Annotated in this window: 18 protein-coding genes; 6 read left to right on the top strand and 12 right to left on the bottom strand. The window is 70.7% G+C overall.

Annotation, left to right across the window (positions count from 1 at the left end; all coding sequences use genetic code 11):
- Positions 1–38: 38 nt before the first annotated feature.
- Both EER30_RS17665 and EER30_RS17660 read right to left on the bottom strand, forming a co-directional pair.
- Positions 39–1,175, bottom strand: coding sequence for a hemopexin repeat-containing protein (locus tag EER30_RS17665; protein ID WP_127501537.1), 1,137 nt, complete (start codon positions 1,173–1,175; stop codon positions 39–41).
- Positions 1,176–1,197: 22 nt separating this feature from the next.
- On the bottom strand, positions 1,198–2,124 hold the full coding sequence (locus EER30_RS17660; protein ID WP_127501536.1) for a LysR family transcriptional regulator: 927 nt from the start codon (positions 2,122–2,124) through the stop codon (positions 1,198–1,200).
- A 151-nt stretch (positions 2,125–2,275) separates the two neighbouring features.
- On the opposite strand from EER30_RS17660, the gene mgrA reads away from it, so the two are divergent.
- Positions 2,276–3,265 (top strand): L-glyceraldehyde 3-phosphate reductase, encoded by a 990-nt coding sequence (mgrA, locus tag EER30_RS17655; RefSeq protein WP_127501590.1) that lies wholly within the window; start codon positions 2,276–2,278, stop codon positions 3,263–3,265.
- Here mgrA and EER30_RS17650 read toward each other — a convergent pair.
- Positions 3,234–4,094 carry an NAD(P)-dependent oxidoreductase gene (locus tag EER30_RS17650; RefSeq protein ID WP_164842356.1) on the bottom strand — a complete coding sequence of 287 codons (861 nt, stop codon included), beginning with the start codon at positions 4,092–4,094 and terminating at the stop codon, positions 3,234–3,236. The two genes, mgrA and EER30_RS17650, sit on opposite strands and share 32 nt — an antisense overlap.
- Positions 4,095–4,140: 46 nt before the next feature.
- Complete coding sequence (locus EER30_RS17645) at positions 4,141–4,854, bottom strand: hypothetical protein (protein ID WP_127501534.1); 714 nt, start codon at positions 4,852–4,854, stop codon at positions 4,141–4,143.
- Positions 4,855–5,005: 151 nt separating this feature from the next.
- Between EER30_RS17645 and EER30_RS17640 the strand changes: the two genes are divergently transcribed.
- Complete coding sequence (locus EER30_RS17640; protein ID WP_127501533.1) at positions 5,006–5,851, top strand: aldo/keto reductase; 846 nt, start codon at positions 5,006–5,008, stop codon at positions 5,849–5,851.
- On the opposite strand, the gene EER30_RS17635 is transcribed toward EER30_RS17640, so the two are convergent.
- Together EER30_RS17635 and EER30_RS17630 are read right to left on the bottom strand one after the other, a co-directional pair.
- Positions 5,848–7,083 (bottom strand): PP2C family protein-serine/threonine phosphatase, encoded by a 1,236-nt coding sequence (locus tag EER30_RS17635; protein ID WP_127501532.1) that lies wholly within the window; start codon positions 7,081–7,083, stop codon positions 5,848–5,850. The genes EER30_RS17640 and EER30_RS17635 overlap by 4 nt on opposite strands.
- Before the next feature lie 372 nt (positions 7,084–7,455).
- On the bottom strand, positions 7,456–8,229 hold the full coding sequence (locus EER30_RS17630) for a Rossmann-fold NAD(P)-binding domain-containing protein (protein ID WP_127501531.1): 774 nt from the start codon (positions 8,227–8,229) through the stop codon (positions 7,456–7,458).
- A 39-nt stretch (positions 8,230–8,268) separates the two neighbouring features.
- On the opposite strand from EER30_RS17630, the gene EER30_RS17625 reads away from it, so the two are divergent.
- Complete coding sequence (locus EER30_RS17625) at positions 8,269–9,204, top strand: AraC family transcriptional regulator (RefSeq protein WP_127501530.1); 936 nt, start codon at positions 8,269–8,271, stop codon at positions 9,202–9,204.
- A gap of 68 nt (positions 9,205–9,272) precedes the next feature.
- The gene (locus tag EER30_RS17620) at positions 9,273–9,482 is read left to right on the top strand and encodes a hypothetical protein (RefSeq protein ID WP_127501529.1); all 210 of its coding nucleotides are present in this window, start codon (positions 9,273–9,275) and stop codon (positions 9,480–9,482) included.
- A 39-nt stretch (positions 9,483–9,521) separates the two neighbouring features.
- Here EER30_RS17620 and EER30_RS17615 read toward each other — a convergent pair whose 3' ends face one another.
- From EER30_RS17615 to murD, 5 genes are all read right to left on the bottom strand, one after another.
- Positions 9,522–10,451 carry a carbohydrate ABC transporter permease gene (locus EER30_RS17615; RefSeq protein WP_127501528.1) on the bottom strand — a complete coding sequence of 310 codons (930 nt, stop codon included), beginning with the start codon at positions 10,449–10,451 and terminating at the stop codon, positions 9,522–9,524.
- An 18-nt stretch (positions 10,452–10,469) separates the two neighbouring features.
- Complete coding sequence (locus EER30_RS17610) at positions 10,470–11,378, bottom strand: carbohydrate ABC transporter permease (protein ID WP_127501527.1); 909 nt, start codon at positions 11,376–11,378, stop codon at positions 10,470–10,472.
- 29 nt (positions 11,379–11,407) lie between these two features.
- Entirely contained in the window at positions 11,408–12,844 is a 1,437-nt protein-coding gene (gene ngcE, locus EER30_RS17605; protein WP_127501526.1) for an N-acetylglucosamine/diacetylchitobiose ABC transporter substrate-binding protein, read from the bottom strand.
- A 106-nt stretch (positions 12,845–12,950) separates the two neighbouring features.
- Positions 12,951–13,922: a MurR/RpiR family transcriptional regulator gene (locus EER30_RS17600; RefSeq protein WP_127501525.1), complete on the bottom strand. Its 972-nt coding sequence runs from the start codon at positions 13,920–13,922 to the stop codon at positions 12,951–12,953.
- A 640-nt stretch (positions 13,923–14,562) separates the two neighbouring features.
- Positions 14,563–15,912 carry a UDP-N-acetylmuramoyl-L-alanine--D-glutamate ligase gene (gene murD / locus EER30_RS17595; protein ID WP_127501524.1) on the bottom strand — a complete coding sequence of 450 codons (1,350 nt, stop codon included), beginning with the start codon at positions 15,910–15,912 and terminating at the stop codon, positions 14,563–14,565.
- A gap of 64 nt (positions 15,913–15,976) precedes the next feature.
- Between murD and EER30_RS17590 the strand changes: the two genes are divergently transcribed.
- Together EER30_RS17590 and EER30_RS49695 are read left to right on the top strand one after the other, a co-directional pair.
- The gene (locus tag EER30_RS17590; protein ID WP_489884459.1) at positions 15,977–17,287 is read left to right on the top strand and encodes a MurL-like N-terminal domain-containing; all 1,311 of its coding nucleotides are present in this window, start codon (positions 15,977–15,979) and stop codon (positions 17,285–17,287) included.
- 11 nt (positions 17,288–17,298) lie between these two features.
- Positions 17,299–17,781 (top strand): cupin domain-containing protein, encoded by a 483-nt coding sequence (locus EER30_RS49695; RefSeq protein WP_349290873.1) that lies wholly within the window; start codon positions 17,299–17,301, stop codon positions 17,779–17,781.
- A gap of 101 nt (positions 17,782–17,882) precedes the next feature.
- Here EER30_RS49695 and EER30_RS48710 read toward each other — a convergent pair whose 3' ends face one another.
- Complete coding sequence (locus EER30_RS48710; protein WP_240670078.1) at positions 17,883–20,567, bottom strand: hypothetical protein; 2,685 nt, start codon at positions 20,565–20,567, stop codon at positions 17,883–17,885.
- Between the last annotated feature and the right edge of the window lie 39 nt (positions 20,568–20,606).

Here is a 20,606-nt window from a genome sequence, read left to right as displayed (position 1 = left end):
GTCGATCGACAAGTTTCATTGCCGCGGGCGGGCCGGGGTCACGGCGCCCACTCGAATCTGGCGTCGCGCCCCTGAGACAGATGGCGCGCGAAGGCGGCGTACGCGGAAGGGTTGCGCAACGCCTCGGCCGTGGTGGATCGGTCGTAGCCGGCCTCGAACTCGGCAATGTGGACGGTCGACGTCGGATCGGCCACGCGAATCGCCGTACGCAGAATGGCTGTGGCCCGGTCGACCGGTGAGCGATCGGGGAGGAGCGGCGTGATGTTGAACCGGGAGTCGCGCACATAGGTCGCCGGCACCGAAGCGCAGTGGTCGCGGGTCAGCGCCTCGTCCTCGGTGCGGAAGCGGAACCGGGTCGAGCTCTCCCCCAGCACCGCGAGCACCCGGATGAACTGGGCGTGCACCAGCGCGATCACCTTCGCCTTCTCGATCGCGCTGGCCGTCGGCCCCACGTGGAAGTGGGTGGCCAGCGCGGTGGCGAAGAGCGGGTCGAACGGCACGGCCAGGTGGCGTGTCGCGTCGGCGATCCAGACCAGCGCCTGGGCCTTGGCCTTGCCCGCGAGCAGCAGTTCGACCAGGCCGGGCCAGTCCTCGCGGATCGGGCGGAGCGCAGCGGCCGCGTGCGGCTCGGGATCCCAGCCGACCCGCAGGTAGGAGTGGCCCTTGAACAGGTAGCCGCCGTCCACGGCCGCGTCGATGCCGGCCAGGGGTGCGGCGAGCCGGCGCGGATAGCCGGGATCGGGCTTCTCGCGGCCCCAGTCGTAGCGCGTGTAGTGGTCGCCGCGGAAGAAGTAGGCCTTGCCGTCGTCGCTGTACGCGGCGTCGACCCCGGTGGCCGAGACGCCGGTCAGCGCCCACTCGGACAGCGGCCCGACGCCGGCGTCGCCGATGCCGGTGGCCAGGTCGACGCGGGCGAACTTGGCCCCGCGGAACTGGAAGCCCGTGCGGGCGTGCCGGCCCTGGCCTTTGAGCGCGGCGTCGAGGCCCTGGTCAGGGCCGACCGGCGAGAACGGCCGCCCGAAGCCGAGCCCGGCCACGGCGTGGACCCCGTCGACGGCCCGGCCCTGGTCGTAGTCGTACACGACGTAGTGGTCGGCGAGGAAGAACGTCGCCTCGCGGGAACCGTCCGCGTTGCCGCGCGCGGCGTCGATGTAGCGCTCCGTCGGATCAGCCACGCTGCGCAGCGTAATGGCGTGACTACCCGAAAGCGGTCGTCCGATCTGCCGGACCAGAATGACCGATCGGGTTAGGGACAGCCATCGCGAGCAGGGCTTCGGTCGCCGGACCGGGAGGAGCGCCGGCGGGCAGGGCGACCGAGACCGGCCACGAAGAGCCACCGGGCAGGTCGAGGGCGGCCACGTGCAGGCCCTTCGCGTGCGGCTTGCGGGTGACCGGGGCGGGTACGAGCGCCACGCCGAGTCCCTGATGGACGAAGTCGAGCAGCGTGTGCACGTCGTTGACCTCGACCGACACGCGTCGCTCGGCGCCCAGGCGGGCGAACATGCGGTCGTTGACGCGGCGGGCGCCCCAGTCGGCGCTGAAGTCGACGAAGTCCTCCCCCGGCAGCGCGGCCGGCTCGACCTTGTCACTGTCGGCGAGCGCGTGCGCCGGGTGACAGAGCAGCACCATGTCCTCGGTTGCCAGGGGCAGGAGGCGTACGCCGTCCGGCACGGGGTCGCCGAGCGCCACGAAGGCGACGTTGAGCCGCCCGAGCCTGATCTGTTCGGCGAGATGGGCCGAACCGGCGTACCGCAGCTTGATCTCGACCCCGGGATGCGCGCGCCGGAACGCGGCCAGCAGCGGCGGCAGGTCGATCACCCCGAGGCACTGCTCGGAGCCGACCGTCAAACTGCCCCGCAACAGCCCGCGTACGGCGGCCACCGCGTCCCTGGCGGCGTCGGCGCTGGCCAGCGTGCGGTGCGCCTCGACCAGCAGAGCGTGCCCGGCGTCGGTCAGCTCGACCCGGCGGGTGTTGCGCACGAAGAGCTCGGCGTCCAGCTCGCGTTCGAGCGCGCGGATCGACGCGGACAGGCCCGACTGCGCGACCCGCATGCGCTCGGCGGCGCGGGTGAAGTGGCGCTCCTCGGCGACCGCGACGAAATACTCCAGGTGCCGCAATTCCATGATTGAGCAGTCTAGGTGCTGAATCTCAGCGCTTTCTTCTGTTGGACACCCGCCTGATCGGGTAGAAGGCTGGAAGAGTCCTGTTCTCCGCCGCTTTCGAGGGATCACCGTGCCTGACACATTCGCCGCCGACGCGGACCGCTACTCATCCATGGAATATCGGCGCACCGGGCGCTCGGGGCTCAAGCTGCCGGTCGTGTCGCTCGGCCTGTGGCACAACTTCGGCGACGACCGGCCGATCGACACCCAGCGGGCCATCCTGCGGCGCGCCTTCGACCTGGGCATCACGCACTTCGACCTGGCCAACAACTACGGACCGCCGTACGGCTCGGCCGAGACCAACTTCGGCAGGATTCTCGCCGAGGACTTCGCCGGCTACCGCGACGAACTGGTCATTTCGAGCAAGGCCGGGTACGACATGTGGCCCGGACCCTACGGCGACTGGGGCTCGCGCAAGTATCTGACCGCGTCGCTCGACCAGTCCCTGAAGCGGATGGGCCTCGACTACGTCGACATCTTCTACTCGCACCGGCACGACCCCGAGACTCCCCTCGAAGAGACGATGGGCGCGCTCGACGCGGCCGTCCGGTCGGGCAAGGCCCTGTACGCCGGCATCTCGTCCTACTCGCCCGAGAAGACCGCGGAGGCGGCGGCCATCCTGCGCCGGCTCGGCACTCCCCTGCTGATCTCCCAGCCGTCGTACTCGATGCTCAACCGCTGGATCGAGGGCGGCCTGCTCGACGAGCTCGAGCGGGTGGGCGCGGGCTGCATCGCGTTCTCGCCCCTGGCCCAGGGCATGCTGACCGACCGTTACCTCGACGGCGTACCGCAGGGTTCGCGGGCCACGGCCGACTCGTCGCTGACCCCGGACTGGATCAACGAGGGCAACCTGTCGAAGATCCGCGCGCTGAACGAGATCGCTCAGCGGCGCGGGCAGTCGCTGGCCCAGATGTCGATCGCCTGGGCGCTGCGCGACCCGCGGATGACCTCGGTCGTGCTCGGCGCCAGCAGCGTGACCCAGCTCGAGAACAACGTCGCCGCGATCGGCAACCTCGGGTTCACCGCCGACGAGCTGACCGAGATCGACAAGTACGCCACCGACGCCGGCATCAACCTGTGGGCGAACTCGAGCGCCAGCTGACGTCCTCGCGCCCGTGGCCCGCGTCGACCTCCGCCCCCCACTGCCGGGACAGGGCGCCCAGCAGGGGGAATCGGTCGGCGCCGGCCGCGGCGAGGGCGAGGTTGACGTCCTTGAGGGCCCATTCGAGGGGAAATTCGGCCGTACGGTCCCCGCGCTCGATCTTGTGCAGCTTGGCGTCGGCGAACGGGGCGTCGAGCGGGCCGCCCTCGATGGCCCGGTCCAGGTCACGCGGGTCGAGGCCCAGCTCGGTGGTGAGCCGCAGCGACTCGGCGACCCCCTCGACCAGGAAGGCCATGTACGCGTTCACGGCCAGCTTCAGGGCGCTGCCCCGGCCCGCCGGGCCCAGCCAGAGCGTGTCGCGGCCGATCGCGGCGAACACCGGCGCGACGATCGGCTTGGCCTCGTCGGGGCCGCCGGCGAGGATCAGGAGCTGGCCGGCCTTCGCGGGGCCGCTGCTGCCCGAGACCGGTGCGTCGACGAACAGCACGCCCTCGGGGACGCGGCGTTCCAGCGAACCGGTCGCGAACGTGCCGATCGTGCCCATCTGCGCCCACACCGAGCCTGGAGGCAGCACGACGACGGCCTCCTGGCCGAACATCACTTCCTCGACGGCCTCGGCGGTCGGCAGCATCGTGATCACGACGTCGGCCCGCGAGACGGCCTCGGCGGCCGACGCGGCAACGGCAGCGCCCGCGCGGGCCAACGGCACGGTCGCGGCGGGCGTTCGGTTCCAGACGGTGGTGGGCAGCCCGGCGGCCACCAGGTTGTGGGCCATCGCGGAGCCCATGATGCCCAGGCCCAGCACGGCCACGCGCGTCTCGTCGGTCATGGCATGGGGATGACCGTCGGACCCCGCCCGCAAACCGTGGGCGCCCTCACGCCAGCAGGGCTTCGCGCATCTCCTTGCCGGGGTTGAAGCCACCGACGATGCGGGGCGCCTGAGGGTCGTACACATCAACGGTGTTGTTGCGGCGCATCAGCTCGCGCACACACTGCGGCAGCGGCGGCTCGTCGCTCAGAGCGGCCCGCAGATCACGGCCCGCGCCGATCAGACGGTGGGCCAGGGTCGCGCCGTCGGTGTCGGGCCGCACCCGGGCGAACTCCCAGCCGTCGATGGTCAGGTCGAGGATCTCGAAGACGTGGGCGATCGCCTGGTAGGGATCGGTGACCTTCGAGACCCGCTTGGCCTGGCCGGCGAGCACGGTCGCGGCCGCGTTGACGTGGATGTAGGGGTGCAGGCGGCAGGGCAGCTCGAACAGCGGCCACCGCAGGTCACCCTCGGCGTCACGCCACAGCGGACGGTAGTTGGCCCGGTCGACCGGGAAGGCGTAACCGGTGCGGCGGGACAGGTTCGCGGCCTGCTGCCACAGGTCGGCGTGCGCGGCGTCGGCGAACTCGCGCAGCACCCCGGCGGCGGCGAGGATGCCGTCGTCACCGGCCATGAAGGGGACGGCGGCGTCAGCCTGCTCGCGGAACGTGCCGGGCTGATGGGGCCCGAAACGAACCCGTACGTCGTCGACCAGGGCCTGCTGACGACCGTCGACCTCGGGCGCCTTCGACTTGCCGGACCCGAACTTGAACCACCGCATATCGCCTCGTTCACGCCGTCGTGCAGAACGCGGCAATGGTAGTGCACGATCCAGCAGCTCCGGTGCTGACAGTCAGCGGGATTCTCTGTTGGACTCGCCGCCACACGGGTACCAGTCTGAGTAGATCCGTATCCGATGGAAGGTTTACATCATGCAGAGTCGCCGTATCGGTGACGTGACCGTGAGCGCGATCGGCCTGGGCGGTATGCCGATGTCGATCGAGGGCCGGCCCGAGGAGGAGCGTTCGATCCGTACGATCCACGCCGCTCTCGACGCGGGGGTGACGCTGATCGACACGGCGGACGCCTACCACATCGGGGCCGACGAGGTCGGGCACAACGAGTCGCTGATCGCACGCGGCCTGGCGACCTACGGCGGTGACACGTCGGGCGTGCTGGTCGCCACGAAGGGCGGTCACCTGCGCCCCGGGGACGGCAGCTGGACGCTCAACGGCTCACCGGCGTACGTGAAAGAGGCCTGTGAGGCGTCGCTCAAGCGGCTGGGCGTCGAGGCGATCGGGCTCTACCAGTTCCACCGGCCCGACCCGCGCGTGCCCTGGGCCGAATCGGTCGGCGCGGTGCGTGACCTGCTCGACGCCGGCAAGATTCAGATGGCCGGGGTCTCGAACGCCTCGCCGGAGCGGATCCGCGAGGCCCAGGAGATTCTCGGCGGGCGGCTGGCCGCGGTGCAGAACCAGTTCTCGCCCGCGTTCCGCTCCTCCGAGCCCGAGCTTGAGTTGTGCGCCGAGCTGGGCATCGCGTTCCTGCCCTGGTCGCCGCTGGGTGGCATCACCCGGGCGTCCGAGCTGGGTGGGCAGTTCACCGAGGTCGCTTCGCGCCATGGGGTGAGCCCGCAGCAGGTCTGTCTCGCCTGGCACCTGGCCAAAGCGCCGGTGGTGGTGCCCATCCCGGGCGCGAGCCGGCCCTCGACGATCGCCGACTCGGCGGCGGCGGCCGACCTGGTGCTGACCCCTGAGGATCTCGCTCTGCTGGGTTAGTGCCGCTTCCACTGCAGCATGGCGGCGGTGGCGTCGTCGCGCAGCTCACCGGCCTCGTAGGAGACGATCGTCTGGATCAGGCGGCGCATCGTCTCGGGCGCGGGGGTGCCGTCCCGCAGGGCGCTCCGGAAGAACTCGGCCAGACGATCAACACCGAACAGCGTCCCGTACGCGTCCCGCGCCTCGGTGATGCCGTCGGTGTAGAACACGAGGGTGTCGCCGGGCTGCAACTGGCACTCGACGACCGCCGGCGGCCGGGCGACCATGTGGCCGAGGCCGAGCGGGAGGGTGTTGGGCGCGGGCAGGCTCCGCCCTGCCGGCGTCGGCTTCGGCATCGGCCCCGGGTTCGGCATCGGCTCCGGGTTCGGCATCGGCATCGGCATCGGCATCGGCTTCGGCAAGATCAACTCGGCCGGGTGGCCGGCGCTGATCCTTCGGTAGACGCCGGTCGCGATGTTGAGCTCGGCCATCAGCGCGGTCACGAAACTGGCCGGATATTGCGCCCGGATCCACTTGTCGATCGATCGGCAGGTGTCGACCAGGGTCAGCCCCGAGCGGCGGGCGTTGCGGTAGGTGTTCAGCGTCAGCGTGGTCAACGCGCTGGCGCTGATGCCGTGCCCGACCGTGTCGAAGAGCGCGACGTGCAGGATGTCGCCGTTCGCCGCATAGTCGAACGCGTCGCCGCCGACGTCGTAGCAGGGCTCGAGGACGGCCGTGACCATGGTGCCGTCGACCGCGAACGTGAGCGGCGGCAGCTGATTCCAGATGATCTCGGCCGCGAGCTGCATGGGCATCCGCCGCCGGGTGTGCTCGACCGCGTCCCCGTAGAACCGCCGGCTGGCGATCAGCTCAGCCACGAGCGCGGCGATCACCTCGAGATCCCGCCGCTCGGCCTCCGCCGGAAACTTCTCGACCCGAATCTCCATTACGCCGAGACGTTCGGCCCCGTGCAGCAGAGGCAGCCACAACACGCCCTCGTCGTCCCACTGCTGCTCAGCACTGGTGAACGCCCGCCCGGCGAGTGTGTTCTCCACCCCGTAAGGCCCCGGGTCGTCCCCGGCCGTGCCGCGCAGCGCGTGCAGAGCGTGCTGCGCGTAGTCGACAAGCAGGACCGTGGCCCCGTCGGCGTCGAGCAGCGGCGCAGCCTCGGCCAGCACCGCCGGCAGGTCTTCAGCCCGCCCCCGGTGCCGCAGATCCATGAGCCGCCGAACGGCCTCCATCGACGCAGGCATCCCCCACATCCTGCAACCTGCCGGCCGATACCGCAGCACGGGTACCTCCCCGGGTTGTCGGCAGACGGCGCATGAAGCCCTGGCCTCGTGGTGCCGCCCGCCGTCGGGGGTCGCGCACAAGCTTCCAGGCAGGCCGCTGTCCTGGTGCCGCACTGTGCCGCCGGTCGCGGACGAGTAGTCGAACCGAGCGGGACGCCGCGCCCATTTCAAGCAATCAGGCCGCTCGTCTTTCAAGCAATCAGGCCGCTCGTCCGCATGATCAATCCGAGATCAAGGGTCCAGGGCTCTCGAACGCGATGGAGGCCCCTTCATCAACGAAAAGCGGAGACGATCATGCGCGCGAGGGCCCGGCATCATTCCAAAACAGCCCCTTTAGGCCTCGACCGCGGTGGCTCGGGCCAGCCAGGGGCGGACGAGGTCTTCGCTGGCGGACCAGAGTCCTGCTCGGCGGCCCGAGGAGACCCGCTCCGGGATGGGGATCGGCGCACAACCGGGGCCGTAGAAGCCCGAACCCTGCCCGAGCACGGCGACCGGCGTTTCGGCGGCTGACTCCGGGGTGGCGCCCAGGCGGCTCTGCGCGGCGGCCAGGAGGCGGCGGGCCGGCCGGGGAACCGCGTGCGCGTCGCGGAAGACTCGGGTGGCTACCAGGCCGGGGTAGACGCAGCTCACCGAGAGGGAGGGGGCTCGAGAGGCGAGCTCGACCGCGAACAGGTCGCAGGCGAACTGCGTACGGCCGGAGATTCTCAGGCCTCGGCCGCCGCCGCGCAGATTCAGGTCGTCGAGAGGGCCCAGGGTGTCGTGGTAGCGGCCCGCGTTGGCCACCAGGACCACGCGGCCGCCCGGCTCGAGGAGCGGCAGCAGCAGGCGGATCAGCAGGTAGCGGGAGAGGTAGTTGAGCACGAAGGCCCGTTCCATCCCCTCGGCCGTGTGTTCCGCGCGCAGCGAGAACACCCCGGCGCAGCACACGATCGCGGCGAGGCGCGGACGACGGGCGGCGACCTCCGTGGCCGCCCGGGCCGTCGAACTCAGCAGGCTCAGGTCGGCGCGGATCATGCCGCCCCTCCCCACGGTCAGCGCCCGCTCCCCCAGCGCGGCCGCCACCGCGCCGCCGATTCCGCTCGATCCAGTCACCAGTACGTCATTCATGCTCTCGACGCTAGGAACGGGCAGCGGGACACTCCAGATGTGTCCGTCCCGCGAACTACACCGGACGTCCTGGCCGCGGTTCTGCGCGAGGTCAGCTTCACCAGCGCTGCCTACCGGTGGATCGAGATGGGCGCGCCGTTCCGTCTGGTGTTCGACCGGCCCGGCCTGCGCGGCGTGCACCTGATCGCGAGTGGCGAATGCGATCTGGTGCTGGCCGGCCGCGAAGTCACCCCGCTCGCCGCCGGCGACACCGTGATCCTGCCGCGCGGCGACGACCACGAGCTGCGGCACGGGCATGCCGCGAACCCGACCTCCGGCTTCGAGCTGGCCGGCCGTACGCCCGGTGCGCACCTGCGCGGCGGCGGCCCGGGCCCGGTCGCGGCGACGATCGTCTGCGGGGCGTTCATCGCCGGTGATCCCGGTCATCCCGCGCTCGGCGGTCTGCCCCGCCTGATCGTCGTGCCGGGCGAGGACGGCCGCCCTCCGGCCTGGCTGGCCCCGTACGTCGAGGTGCTGCGGCAGGAGGCGTTCGACGCCGGGCCGGGCAGTGACGTCGTGATGGCGCGCCTCTCCGACGCGCTGATCGCCCGTGCGCTGCGGGCCACCGCGACCGACCATCCGGGCTGGCTGGCCGGCCTGCGCGACCCGCACCTGGCCGCCGCCCTGGGCGCCCTGCACGCCGACCCGGCCGGGCCCTGGACGTTGCGGACCCTGGCGGCTGCGGCCGGGCTCTCCCGCACGGCGTTCACCGCCCGGTTCGCGGCGACGGTCGGCGAGCCGCCGATGGGCTATCTGCGGTCGCTGCGCCTGCACCGCGCCCGGCGCCTGCTGCGGGACGAGCGCCTGACCGTCGCGGTGGTGGCGGCGCGGGTCGGGTACGGCTCAGAGGTTGCCTTCGCGGCCGCGTTCCGGCGTGCGGCGGGGATGCCGCCGGGCGAGTGGCGACGGCAACACCCCGAGGGTCCGGGCGTCTGAGTTACGGTCTGCGTATCGCTTCGGGCCGGCGAGGAATCGTCCGGTTCGAACAGCCCAAGGAGAGATCAATGACCGACCCCACCGCCGAAGCGGGATCAAACGCCGAGGAGCCCCAGGCCGAGGAGACGGAGGCCGTCGAGGTTTTCGAGAACCGGGCGGCGCGCCGGGCCAAGGGCAAGAAGGCCGCCCAGCACACGCACAGCTCGGCGGGCCACGTCCACGGTCGCTCCGGCACCGTCACGGGCCCTCGCCAGTACGGGAACCGTCGCAGCGGCTGAGTGACAAGCGGCCGGGCTCTGAAACAGCCCGGCCGCCCGCTACTTGACGGCGCCGGCCGTGAGGCCCGACTGGATCTGACGCTGGAAGATGGCGTACACAATGATCATGGGCAGGATCGTGAGGACCAGGGCGGCGAACAGCGTCGACCACTCCGCCTGGTAGCCCGCCGACACGCTGATCTGGGCGATGCCCTGGGTCAGCAGCAGCTTCTGGTCGGAACCGGGGCCGCTCATGATCGCTACCGGCAGCAGGTACTGGTTCCACTGGCCGACGATGTTGAAGATCGTGATGCTGACCAGTCCGGAGCGGGCCATCGGCATCATGATCTGGAAGAACTTGCGCACGTGTGAGGCGCCGTCGACCGTCGCCGCTTCCTCGATCTCGTAGGGCAGCGATTTGAAGAACGCGGCCAGGAAGAAGATCGTGAACGGCAGCGAGTAGGCGATGTAGACCAGGATCAGGCCGGTGAACGAGCCGAGCAGGCCCATTCCCTTGAGGATGTAGAACAGCGGGGCCAGCGCCATGAACGTGGGGAACGCCAGGCCCGAGACGAACAGGTAGTAGATCGCCCGGTTGCCGAAGAACCGGTAGCGGGCCAGCACGTACGCGGCCATCGAGCCGAACAGCATCGTGCCGGCCGTGCTGATCACGACGACCAGGACGCTGTTGAAGAAGTAGCGGCCGATGTGCGCGTCGCTCCACGCGTTGGCGTAGGTGCTGAACGAGAACATCTCGGGCAGCGCGAACGGCTTGCCGAGGAAGATCTCGGTGTTGCTCTTGAACGACGCGAGCAGCACCCAGATCAGCGGGCCGGCCGTGACCAGGGCCCACGCGATCAGGGCGAGGTGGGCGAGCCCGTTGATCGCCTTGAGTTCACGTTTGGTGTCCGGCTTGCGGCCCGCGCTCCGCGCCTTGGTGGACAGAGCGGGCACCGCGTCGGTGCCGGGAGTACTGGTGATGTTGGTCATCGCCTCGCCTCTCGCGGATCAGGCTTCGAGGGACTCGCGGCGGGTGACCCGCAGGGTCAGCGCGGCGAAGGTCAGGGTCAGGAAGAAGAGCACCACGCCCAGCGCGGAGGCGTAGCCGGCCTGCGAGAACTCGAAGGCGTTGCGATAGATCATGAGGCTGAGCACCGACGTCGCGCCGTCCGGGCCGCCGCGGTCCACGGTCATGATGTTGACCAGGGCGAAGGCGTCGAAGGCGGCGATGCCGAGGTAGACCCAGGCGACCTGGACCGTGTTCCACAGCAGCGGGATCGTGATGCGGAAGAACAGGGTCACGCGGGTGGCGCCGTCGATCGCGGCCGCCTCGTACACCTCGGTCGGGATGTTGCCCATGCCGGCCGAGAACAGGACGACGTAGAAGCCGACCGCCTGCCAGATCAGGACGATCAGGATGCAGGCCATCGCGTAACGCTCGTCGGCCAGGAACAGCCACGGCGACCACGACTCGGGGAACAGGCCGTTGAGCATGCCGCTCTTGTCGGGGCCGAACACCCGGCCGAAGATCACGGCGACGATCGCGAGGGCGAGCAGCTGCGGGAAGAAGAAGATGATGCGGTAGACCTTGGAGCCCCAGACGCCCCGGGTCACCCCGCCCTTGTGCCCGCCGCCCACGTTGAGCAGGAACGCGAAGACCAGCGCGAGCGCGATCGTGATGATCGGCAGCAGCACCAGCAGGAACGCGTTGTGTTTCAGTGATTGCCAGAAGAGGGTGTCGTCCCACATCTTCCGGAAGTTGCCGAGGCCCACGAAGTTGGTGACCGGGCCGAGGCCCGACCACTCGTAGACCGAGAGGTAGAAGGCCTGGATGTAGGCCCACACCACGAAGACCGCGTAGAGCGCCACCGGCACGACAAGAAAGCCGATGATGAAGGGGTACCTGCCGTGCCGCATGGCGCCTACCGTCCTTTGATGCGGGTTGATCAGTTGCGCGGGATCTTGTTGATCGAGGAGTCCTTGGCCACGGCCTGGGACGCCTTCTCCATGCGGTCGCAGAACTTCGCGGCGTCGTAGTCCTTGAACATCAGGTCGTTGGCGGCCGCGCGGGACTCGTCGTCGAGCTTCTTGTACCAGGTGTCGAACAGGTAGCCCATGAACAGGTCCTTGCCGGCCTTGGTGACCGCGTCGTTGGCGCTGGTCAGGCCGGGCGAGACGACGACGCCGTCGGAGGCGCCCGCCACCACGGTAAGCGACTTGGTGAGCTTGGTGAACTCCAGCGCCGCCTCCTTGGAGAGCATGGTGCGCAGGTACTCCTTGCCGCCCTGGGGGTTCTTGCCCTTGGCGGCGGCGAAGTAGATCTCGCCGGCGGCCGCGTTGATGGCGGTGGCCGGGAGCTTGTCGGCGGCGGTGACGCTCGGGTACGGCGCGATCGCGTACTCGAAGCCCTGCGGGGTGTCCTTGGCCTGCTCGTTCTCGAGCCAGGAACCGCACGGGTAGAACGCGATCTTGTCCTGGTTCTGCTGGAGCTGGACCTCGGTGTGGCGCAGGCCGAGGAACGTCTTGTTGATGTAGTTCTTGCCGATGCCGGCCCACGCCTCGGCGGCCTGCCTGACGGCGTCGTTCGTCCAGGCGCCCGGCTTCAGGTTGTCGATGTCCTTGAGAACCTGCTCGGTGCCGATCTTGGCGGCGCTGGTCATGATGGCCCGCACCATGTAGTACGACGCGTTGGCGCCCGCGTAGCCGAACGGCGTGATGCCGGCCGCCTTGATCTTGTCGCAGAGCGCGGTGAACTCGGCCCACGTGGCCGGCACGGTCCAGTTGTTCTTCTTGAACAGCGCGGCGTTGTACCAGAGGCCGAAGACCGTGTACGCGTAGTTGACGGCGAACGGCTTGCCGTCGTAGCTGCCCTGCTCGACCGCGCCCGGAACCAGGGTCTCGGCGACGGTCTTGCCGGCGATGTCGAGCGACGGGGCGGCGAACAGGTCGGTCAGGTCGGCCGCCTGGCCCGCCTTGACGATCGCGCCGAAGTCCATGAGCTTCGAGCCCGAGTTGTTGATCATGTCCGGCGGGGTGCCGGCGTTGATGCGGGGCTGGATGACCGTCGAGATCTCTTCGGTCTGCGAGTAGGTGATCTTGGCTTCCGGCCACTTCTTGTTGAAGAGCGGAGTGTCCACCTTGGTGGCGTAGTCCGTGCCCAGACCACCGTTGAAGATCACGATCTCGACGCCGGCCTTCGGGTCGATGCCGAGCGGGTTGTCCGCCGACTTCGTGCCGGTGGCCTGCTCCTGGGTGCCCTCGTCGGAGCTGCCGACGCACGCGCTGAGCATGCCCACGGCGGGGGTGGCCAGCAGACCGACGGCGGCGGCACGACGCAGCAGCGTACGACGATCCAGCTCGGGCTTGGTGAATATGTCGGTCACAGCATCTCCTCAGTGCTTGCTGTTCGCTTCTGGTAGATAAATCACCACAAGGTACGTGAGGCTCACATTCGGGAAGTCGCCTGTCAAGCGACCTCGTGGGCGGGTGTCACGTGGAGCTGTCGTCCTTCGCCGCCTTGTGCCCGTGCACCGCCTGAGCGGTGCGCTGGAAGGCCGCGTGGGAACGTTCGTGGGTCCGCTGCGCGACGGCGACGTAGAGCAGGTCGAGGACGACGAGCTGCGGATGGCGTGCGCTGAGGGCGTCCGGCCGGAAGGTCGTCGCCTGGGTGGCAGTCACGAGGGTGATGTCGGCCAGCTCGGCCAGCGGCGAGCGCGGGAAGCTGGTCAGGGCGATGGTGGTGGCGCCCCGGCTGCTCGCCTCGGCGAGCAGCTCGATGGTCTCGCCGGTCTCGCCCGAGTGCGAGATGCCGAGCGCGACGTCGCCGGGCCGGGAAAGGGCGGCGCTGGCCAGACCGTTGTGCACATCGGTCCAGGCCCAGACCGGCACCCCGATGCGGTGCAGGCTGAACTGCATCTCCTCGCCGACCAGCGCACTTCCGCTGGCCCCGAAGATGTTGACCCGGCTCGACGCGGCGATCGCGACCGCGGCCCGCTCCACCTCGGCGAGGTCGAGCAGCGCGGCCGTGTCGTGCATGGCCTGGGTGTCGGCCGCCATGATCTGTCCGAGGACCCGCTCGAGAGGGTCGCCCGGCTGGATCTCGCGTCCGATGTCGACCGTCCAGCCGGCACTGCGGGCCCGGCCGGTCTCGGCGGCGATGCCGAGCCTCAGGTCCGCGTAGCCATCGAAGCCGAGCGCGCGACAGAACCGGGTGACAGTGGCAGGCGAGGTGCCACTGCGCTCGGCGAGCTCGACGATGGTGGCCCTGCTCGCCGCGGCCGGGTCGGTCAGCACCTGCTCCGCGACGCGCCGCAACGCCCCCGTGAACTCCGGCAGCAGCGAACGCACGCGCGCCAGCACACCCTGCCCGGCGTTCGATTTGTCCGAGCCGTCGGGGTCAGCCCGAACCAGGGAGTCGACAACCGCGGTCGACGCGGCGCCGTCCATCTCCGGCTCGCTCATGGGCCTCCCCTTCAGGAAACAGTGTTTACTGTCGCGGTAAAATTTCTTACTGAACGGCCCTCTGTGTCAAGGATTCGGGCGAAGTTTTCAAACCGTTACCTGGCCTGCGCCGATGAACGCGTGTTACGCGCCCGCCACTTGACCGCCATCGATCCGCAAATGGCCGTTAAGGCGTGACCGCCATCACGTGGGCGGTTTGATCCCGTTTTGACATGGCCCGCTCGGCATCCGGCCGCAGCCCGATCAGCCGATCACCCTTAGGCCGGAAAGCCCATCTCTTGGCGGCTTTGAAACACAATCGTCACCGCCGAAACAGAATCTTCCCGTACGCCTCGTCGACTTCCACGCCGATCCGGCCGCCCTCGCCACCAGCGCATACTCAGCTGCCACGAAAGGCGGTCACGCGGCCACCGGCTTCAGACCCGGCGGTCACCCAGCCGCCCGCGCGCGGTCCCCCGAGCCCGCGAACGGCTCGCCACACGGTCGCGTTCCCCAGCACGGACGGCTCGCTGCGCGGACGGCTCGCTGCGCGGACGGCTCGCTGCGCGGACGGCTCGCTGCGCGGACGGCTCGCTGCGCGGACGGCTCGCCGCACGGACGCGTTCCCCAGCGCGGTCATCTCGCTGCGCGGACCCGATCGCTACGCGGTCGCGTTGATCGCCTCGACGAAGGCCTCGGAGCGGTGTTCGAAGTTGCGGAACTGCCCGTAGCTGGGCGCGGCCGGCGACAGCAGCACGACTCCGCCCGCCGGGGTGAGCTCGCGCGCCAGTCGTACGGCGTCGGCCAGGTCTTCGGCGGGCACCGTCTTGATCTTCGGGAGGCCGGCCAGCTCGGCCAGGATGCGAGGCCCGCTGTCGGGCAGGCCGATCACGGTCAGTTCGCGGTCGGTGAGGAAATGACGCAACGGTGAGTAGTCGAGACCGCGGTCGGCTCCGCCCAGCAGGACGGTGAGCGGCCGGTCGGCGTACGCGTCGATGGCGTGCATGGCCGAGTGCGGCGTCGTCGACAGGGTGTCGTCGACGAAGGTCAGGCCGGACGGGTCGGCGATCTCGCTGAGCCGGTGTGGCAGGCCCTCGAACGACGCGACCGCCGCGGCCAGGGCGTCCTTCTCCCCCGGCACGTCGACGCCGAGCCCGTCGAGCACGGCCAGCGCCACGCACAGGTTGCGCCCGTTGTGCTCGCCCTTGAGCCGCAGCGCCGCGCGCGGGAACAGCGGCTCGTCGGAGCAGAAGACGGTGCCGCCCTCGACCCGGAACCGCGAGTCGTCGGCGGCGGCCGGGATGGGCGGGAAGCCGTTCGCGTCGGTCACGCCGCGGATCTCGTCGCGCAGTCGCTCGTCCACGCCGTTGACGACGATCATTTCCGGTCCGTGGCGGAGCAGGTTCAGCTTGTCGCGGTAGTACTCCTGCTCGCCGCCGTGCGCGTCGAGGTGCTCGGGGAAGAGCGACGTCACCACCGCGACCTGGGGCGAGTCGGTCAGGTCGGAGCACTGATAGCTGGACAGCTCGAGCACGTAGAGCGGGGCGTCGGGCAGGTCGAGCAGCGGCACGCCGATGTTCCCGCCGAAGACGTTGGGCCGGCCGACCGCCGCGAGCAGGTGACTGATCAGGGCCGAGGTCGTGCTCTTGCCCTTGCTGCCGGTGACCCCGATCGTGCGCGCGGAGTGAGCGGCCATCCACAGCGCGCTACCGCCGGTGACCGTAACGCCCCGCGTACGCAGCTCGGTCATCCACGGGTGGGTCTGCGGCACGCCCGGGGATCGCACCACCACGTCGGCCGAGACCAGGGCCGCGAAGGCGTGCTCGCCGCCGGCCAGCGGGGCCAGGGCGGCCAGTTCGCCCTCCCACTCGACGGAGAGGAAGTTGGCACTGTCGTCGACGGCCATGAGGCGCGACGGCCCGTGCGGCGCGATCGCGGTCACCGCGGCGCGGCCCTCGCGGCCCGTGCCCCAGACCGCCACGGACCGGCCCTTCAGGTCTGCCAGGCGCACGTTTCTCTCCTCTTCGACGAGTCGCACTAGTATTGCCGGTCGGCCCTCAGACAGGAGTTCCCGGGTGCAGTTCGACGTCATGCGCTTCCCTTCGTACGCCTTCGACCCCTCCACCGGGGTGGCGACGTTCGATTACGTGCTCGACGGTCCTGACCCGCTGCACTTCACCGAGGTGATCACGCTGCCCGTGCCCGCGGGTGAGCCTCGCCCGGTGCCGGCCGCGCTGGGTGCCGTGCTCGACCTGTTGCACGTCGTCGCCGGCGTGAGCTATTTCAAGGTCGGAGCCCCACCCCGGGTCGTCGCGCCGAAGCCGTTCGCGCCCGCGGTGGCCGACTACTTCACGGCGGTCTACACCAAGGGCATGGCCGAGTACGCCTACCGCAACCAGCTCGCCCACGTGCTCGAACTCGCCGTCGAGGTGCCCGGCGGGGCCGTCGACGCACCTGAGCCGGTCGACAACAGCCAGGGACGGCCGCTGTCGGCGGTCGGCGGCGGCAAAGACTCGATCGTCACGCTGGAGATCCTGCGCGCGGCCGGGCTCGACCCGGTGCCGTTCTCGGTCAACCCCAACCCGGTGATCAAGAACGTGAACGCCGCCTCCGGCCTGCCCGCGCTGGCCGCGAGCCGCAAGCTCGACCCGCGCCTGTTCGAGCTGAACAAGGCCGGCGCCCTGAACGGCCACATCCCGGTCACCGCGATCAACTCGCTGATCGCGATCGCGACCGCCGTCTGGCACGGCCTCGGCCCGGTGGTGATGTCGAACGAGCGCTCGGCCTCCGACCCGAACCTGATCTGGAACGGTCACGAGGTCAACCACCAGTGGTCGAAGGGCGTCGAGGCCGAGGGTCTGCTGCGCGACGCGGTGACCACCCACGCCGGGCTGACCGAGCCGTACTTCTCGCTGCTGCGCTCGCTGTCCGAACTGCACATCGCCCAGCTCTTCGCCCGTCACACGCAGTACGACGATGTGGTCACGAGCTGTAACAAGGCGTTCAAGCTGCACGATCCGACGGCCCGCTGGTGCGGCGACTGCCCGAAGTGCCGCTTCGTCTTCCTGGCGATGGCCCCCGCGATGGAACGCTCCCGCCTCACCAAGATCTTCGGTCACGACCTGTTCGCCGACGAGGCTCAGCTTCCCGGCTTCCTCGAACTGCTGGGCATCGACGCCCACAAGCCGTTCGAGTGCGTCGGCGAGGTCGAGGAGTCGCTGGTCGCCCTGTCCATGCTGGACGACGACGCCCCAGTGCTGGTCGCCCTGCGGAAGGCGGTTCCGGCCGAGGCGTGGTCGACGGCTTCTCGCGAGGACGTCCTCACCCCCGGCGGCCCGACCTACGTCCCGGCCGCGTACGCGAAGATCCTCACCGACGCCCTCTGAGGCAACCCACCATGATCAACCGCGAGGACGGCAAAGGGCTCAGCGAGCTCCCGGCAAGTGCGGACGGCGAGGCGCCGAGCGAGCTCCCGGCAAGTGCGGACGGTGAGGCGCCGAGCGAGGTTCCGCCGGGCGCGCTCTACGTCGGCAAGGCCGATCTTGACGCGCCCGGGGAGCAGGGCTGGCTGCTCGGGCACTTCCGGCCCGACGGCGACCCGCGGCACAGCAGCGAGGTCGAGATCAAGTGGGGCCGCCACCCGAAGGGCGACCGCCGCGCCCGGTGGGTGACCGGCGAGCAGCGCACCGCCCTGCTCATCCTGATCAGCGGCCGCTTCCATATGGAGTTCCCCGACCGCACGGTCGTGCTCACCGAGCCCGGCGACTACGTCGTGTGGGGCCGCGGCGTCGACCACTCCTGGCTGGCCGAACAAGAGTCGGTCGTCCTAACCGTCCGCTGGCCGTCAGTCCCCGGCTACAAGGTCCCACCACCGGAGTAACGGCTCTCACTCCCGCGGTCCGGTCCTGACACCGCCGGCCCCCACTCCCGCACGCCGGCCCCGACGCCGCCGGCCCTCACTCCCGCAGGTCGTCGACCTCCTCACTCCGGCGGGTCGTGGTGGATGCGTTCCGGGGCGACGCCGAGCTGGTGCAGGGCGGCGCTCGTGACGGCCAGCATCAGCGGAGGCCCGGCGAGGTAGACCTCGTGATCGGACCATTCGCCGTAGGCCGCGACGGCGTCGGTGACCAGGCCCGACGCGTACGGTCCGGGGTCGCCCTCGGAAACCACCGGCACCACTGTCGCCCGCCGCGCGAGGCGGGCCAGCTCGGCGATCTCTTCGATGTCGTAGAGCTCGCCCAGATCGCGGACGCCCCAGAACAGGACGGCCGACCGCTCGTCGCCGGTGTCGGCCAGCTCGGCGAGCAGCGCCTTCAGCGGGGCCACCCCGGTGTCGCCGGCGATCATCAGCAGGTTGCGGCCCGGATCGGCGGGCAGGGCCATCGCGCCCTCGGCCGGAGCCAGCGCCACGTGGTCGCCCACCTTCGTGCGGTGGACCAGCGTGCCGCTCACCCCGGTGATCGTCTTGGCCCGCACGTGCAGTTCGATCAGGTCGTCGCGCCGCGGCGCCCCGGCCAGCGAATAGGGCCGCCAGATCTGCGGCAGCTCGGCCACCCGCACCCGCGCGAACTGTCCCGGACGGAACGGCATCGGCAGCGTCGGCTGCAACCGCACCACGGCCAGGTCGGGTCGCCGCAGGTCGTGCTCGACCACGGTCGCGTCCCAGACCAGCGGCTCGTGGGCCGCGCGGGCCATGCCGTGGGCGATCCACTCGTATGCGTGCTGCCACGTCGAACGCCACGCCAGGTCGAAGTCTTGCCGCCACTGCCCCGGGGCCATGCCCGCGCGCATCGCCTCGGCCAGGGCCGCCCCGACGAGCTGCAGCTGCGCCGGTTCGACCCCGCACGCGGCCAGCGCCATCCCGAGCTTGCCCGTACCCTCGACCAGCGCCGGCGGCCGGTCGAGGTGGTGCACGAGCCAGGTCAGCGCGCGAGCGAGTTGCCCCGTCCGCGTGCGCGGCCCGCCCGGCAGAGCTTCCATCAGCGACGGATGGGCCTGCATCAACGCCGACCGCAACCGCTCGGCCACCTCGACCGGCCCGCCCGCGAAGGTCAGACTCGTGCTCAGCAGCCGCTGCGTCTCTCGCAGCAACGCGTCGTCGGCCGGGTCCATCCCGTCCCCCGCCGCACTTCTCGCTCGCGCCACCATCGGCGGCATGACGTGCGGCATGTCGAACCCTGGCAACCGCGGCGCCGGCGCTCCCGCACGAGTCGCGTGCGCGCCACTCTCTCCCCGCAAAGACCCACCCTCATTCCGTACGCGGTCAGCCCGCGCCCCACTCCCCAAGGCCCACTCGGGCCGCGGCCCCGTCTCGACCTCGGTTCCTTCCATCAGGGACGGCTCCACAACGGGCCGCACCCCGCTCTCCCCGCGCTTGCCTCCGAGCCCCGCGAACCGATTGCGACTGGGCTTCCCCACCGCCTCCACATCCGCGTACCGGCCGACCTCGTCGGGCGTCAGCGCCTCGCCGTCGGTGATCGCGGGCTCCCGGCCCGAGGTCTCGCGGGCCTCGCTGCCGGAGCCGGTCGACGGATAGGCCGATCCGCGGCGGCGCTCCCGCGCGAAGAACGGCCCGGACCCGGGCGGTGCCGGCTCGACGTCGTCACCGACCGGTGCCGACCCGCCTCCCGTCCAGCGAGCCCGGCTGTCACGCTCCAGCACACCCTCGTGCCCGCTGAGTCCGTGCTCGTAGCCATCGTCCAAAGTCGGCGATTCCGGGTGGTCCACGCTCGCGGAGTCGAGCAGCTCACCGAGGTCGTCCGATCCGGACTCCGGAGTCACCGTCTCAGCGGGAAGCTCTCGCCCCGAGGCGCGGGTGGGGTCGATCAGAGGCGTCCACGCCGGCCGTCTGGCGCCACTCGACGATGCCGCTCGCCCGACGCCCTCGCTCCCAGCGACCGACCCGCCCTCGCCCCCAGTGACCGGCCCGCTCGCCGGCGCGCCTTCGCCACCGCCGAACTTGTCAGGCCCCGACCGCGCGGGCCCACGCTTGAACGCCGGCGGCACCGGCCGCGCCCGGCTGTGCTCCCAGAACGACCGCCCCGGCGCCGCCGTCCCGCCGGAACCCTCCGCCCCGGTCTCGACCGAACCGGAGTGACCGAACGAGCCGGACTCCGGCCGATCAGCCGAGTCACCACCGGCCAGGGCAGACGGGCCAAGGCCCGGCTTGCCTGCCGGCCGAGCAAGCGAGCCCGGCGGATCAGCCGGCTGCGCAACAGATCCCGGGGAGTCAGCCGGCCGCGCAACCGAACCCGGCGAGTCAGCCAGCGGCACGTCTGTGCCTGGCGGGGAACCCGACCGCGCGCCCGAACCCGGCGTTCCCCCGGAACCCCCGGGCAACTCAACCGGAGTGACTGCTCCGATTTGCTCCGGGGTCGAGGACGCCCAGCGGGGCCGAAGCTGCTGGCCGGCCCGGACGTCGTCGTCGTGGTGGGACGGCAGGGCGGGCAGGCTCGGCGGGGTGCGGCCCGGTGGCAGGGCCTCGTGGGTCTCGCCGGGCGGCAGCGCCTGGTGGGCCGCCTCCTCCGGCCGGCGAAGGGCCTCGACGGTGTCGGCGATGCCGGACGCGACCGCGTCGGGGGCGGCCTGCCGCAGCCGGATCGCGCGCAGCAGGGCGAGCAGATGCTCGTCCGCCGCGGGGCCCGAGCCCGATCCCGACGACGCCACTGACACACCCCCGCTCCGCGGATCGATCGACCAGTACAA

This window comes from Actinoplanes solisilvae, from assembly GCF_003999975.1.
Lineage (GTDB): Bacteria > Actinomycetota > Actinomycetes > Mycobacteriales > Micromonosporaceae > Actinoplanes > Actinoplanes solisilvae.
This window is presented reverse-complemented; position numbering and strand designations above follow the sequence as displayed.

Coding starts and splice junctions, on each gene's coding strand:
- EER30_RS17660 (WP_127501536.1), bottom strand. CDS start 2,124: ATGGAATTGCGGCACCTGGAGTATTTCGTCGCGGTCGCCGAGGAGCGC.
- mgrA (WP_127501590.1), top strand. CDS start 2,276: ATGGAATATCGGCGCACCGGGCGCTCGGGGCTCAAGCTGCCGGTCGTG.
- EER30_RS17650 (WP_164842356.1), bottom strand. CDS start 4,094: ATGACCGACGAGACGCGCGTGGCCGTGCTGGGCCTGGGCATCATGGGC.
- EER30_RS17645 (WP_127501534.1), bottom strand. CDS start 4,854: ATGCGGTGGTTCAAGTTCGGGTCCGGCAAGTCGAAGGCGCCCGAGGTC.
- EER30_RS17640 (WP_127501533.1), top strand. CDS start 5,006: ATGCAGAGTCGCCGTATCGGTGACGTGACCGTGAGCGCGATCGGCCTG.
- EER30_RS17635 (WP_127501532.1), bottom strand. CDS start 7,083: ATGCCTGCGTCGATGGAGGCCGTTCGGCGGCTCATGGATCTGCGGCAC.
- EER30_RS17630 (WP_127501531.1), bottom strand. CDS start 8,229: ATGAATGACGTACTGGTGACTGGATCGAGCGGAATCGGCGGCGCGGTG.
- EER30_RS17620 (WP_127501529.1), top strand. CDS start 9,273: ATGACCGACCCCACCGCCGAAGCGGGATCAAACGCCGAGGAGCCCCAG.
- EER30_RS17615 (WP_127501528.1), bottom strand. CDS start 10,451: ATGACCAACATCACCAGTACTCCCGGCACCGACGCGGTGCCCGCTCTG.
- EER30_RS17610 (WP_127501527.1), bottom strand. CDS start 11,378: ATGCGGCACGGCAGGTACCCCTTCATCATCGGCTTTCTTGTCGTGCCG.
- EER30_RS17600 (WP_127501525.1), bottom strand. CDS start 13,922: ATGAGCGAGCCGGAGATGGACGGCGCCGCGTCGACCGCGGTTGTCGAC.
- EER30_RS49695 (WP_349290873.1), top strand. CDS start 17,299: ATGATCAACCGCGAGGACGGCAAAGGGCTCAGCGAGCTCCCGGCAAGT.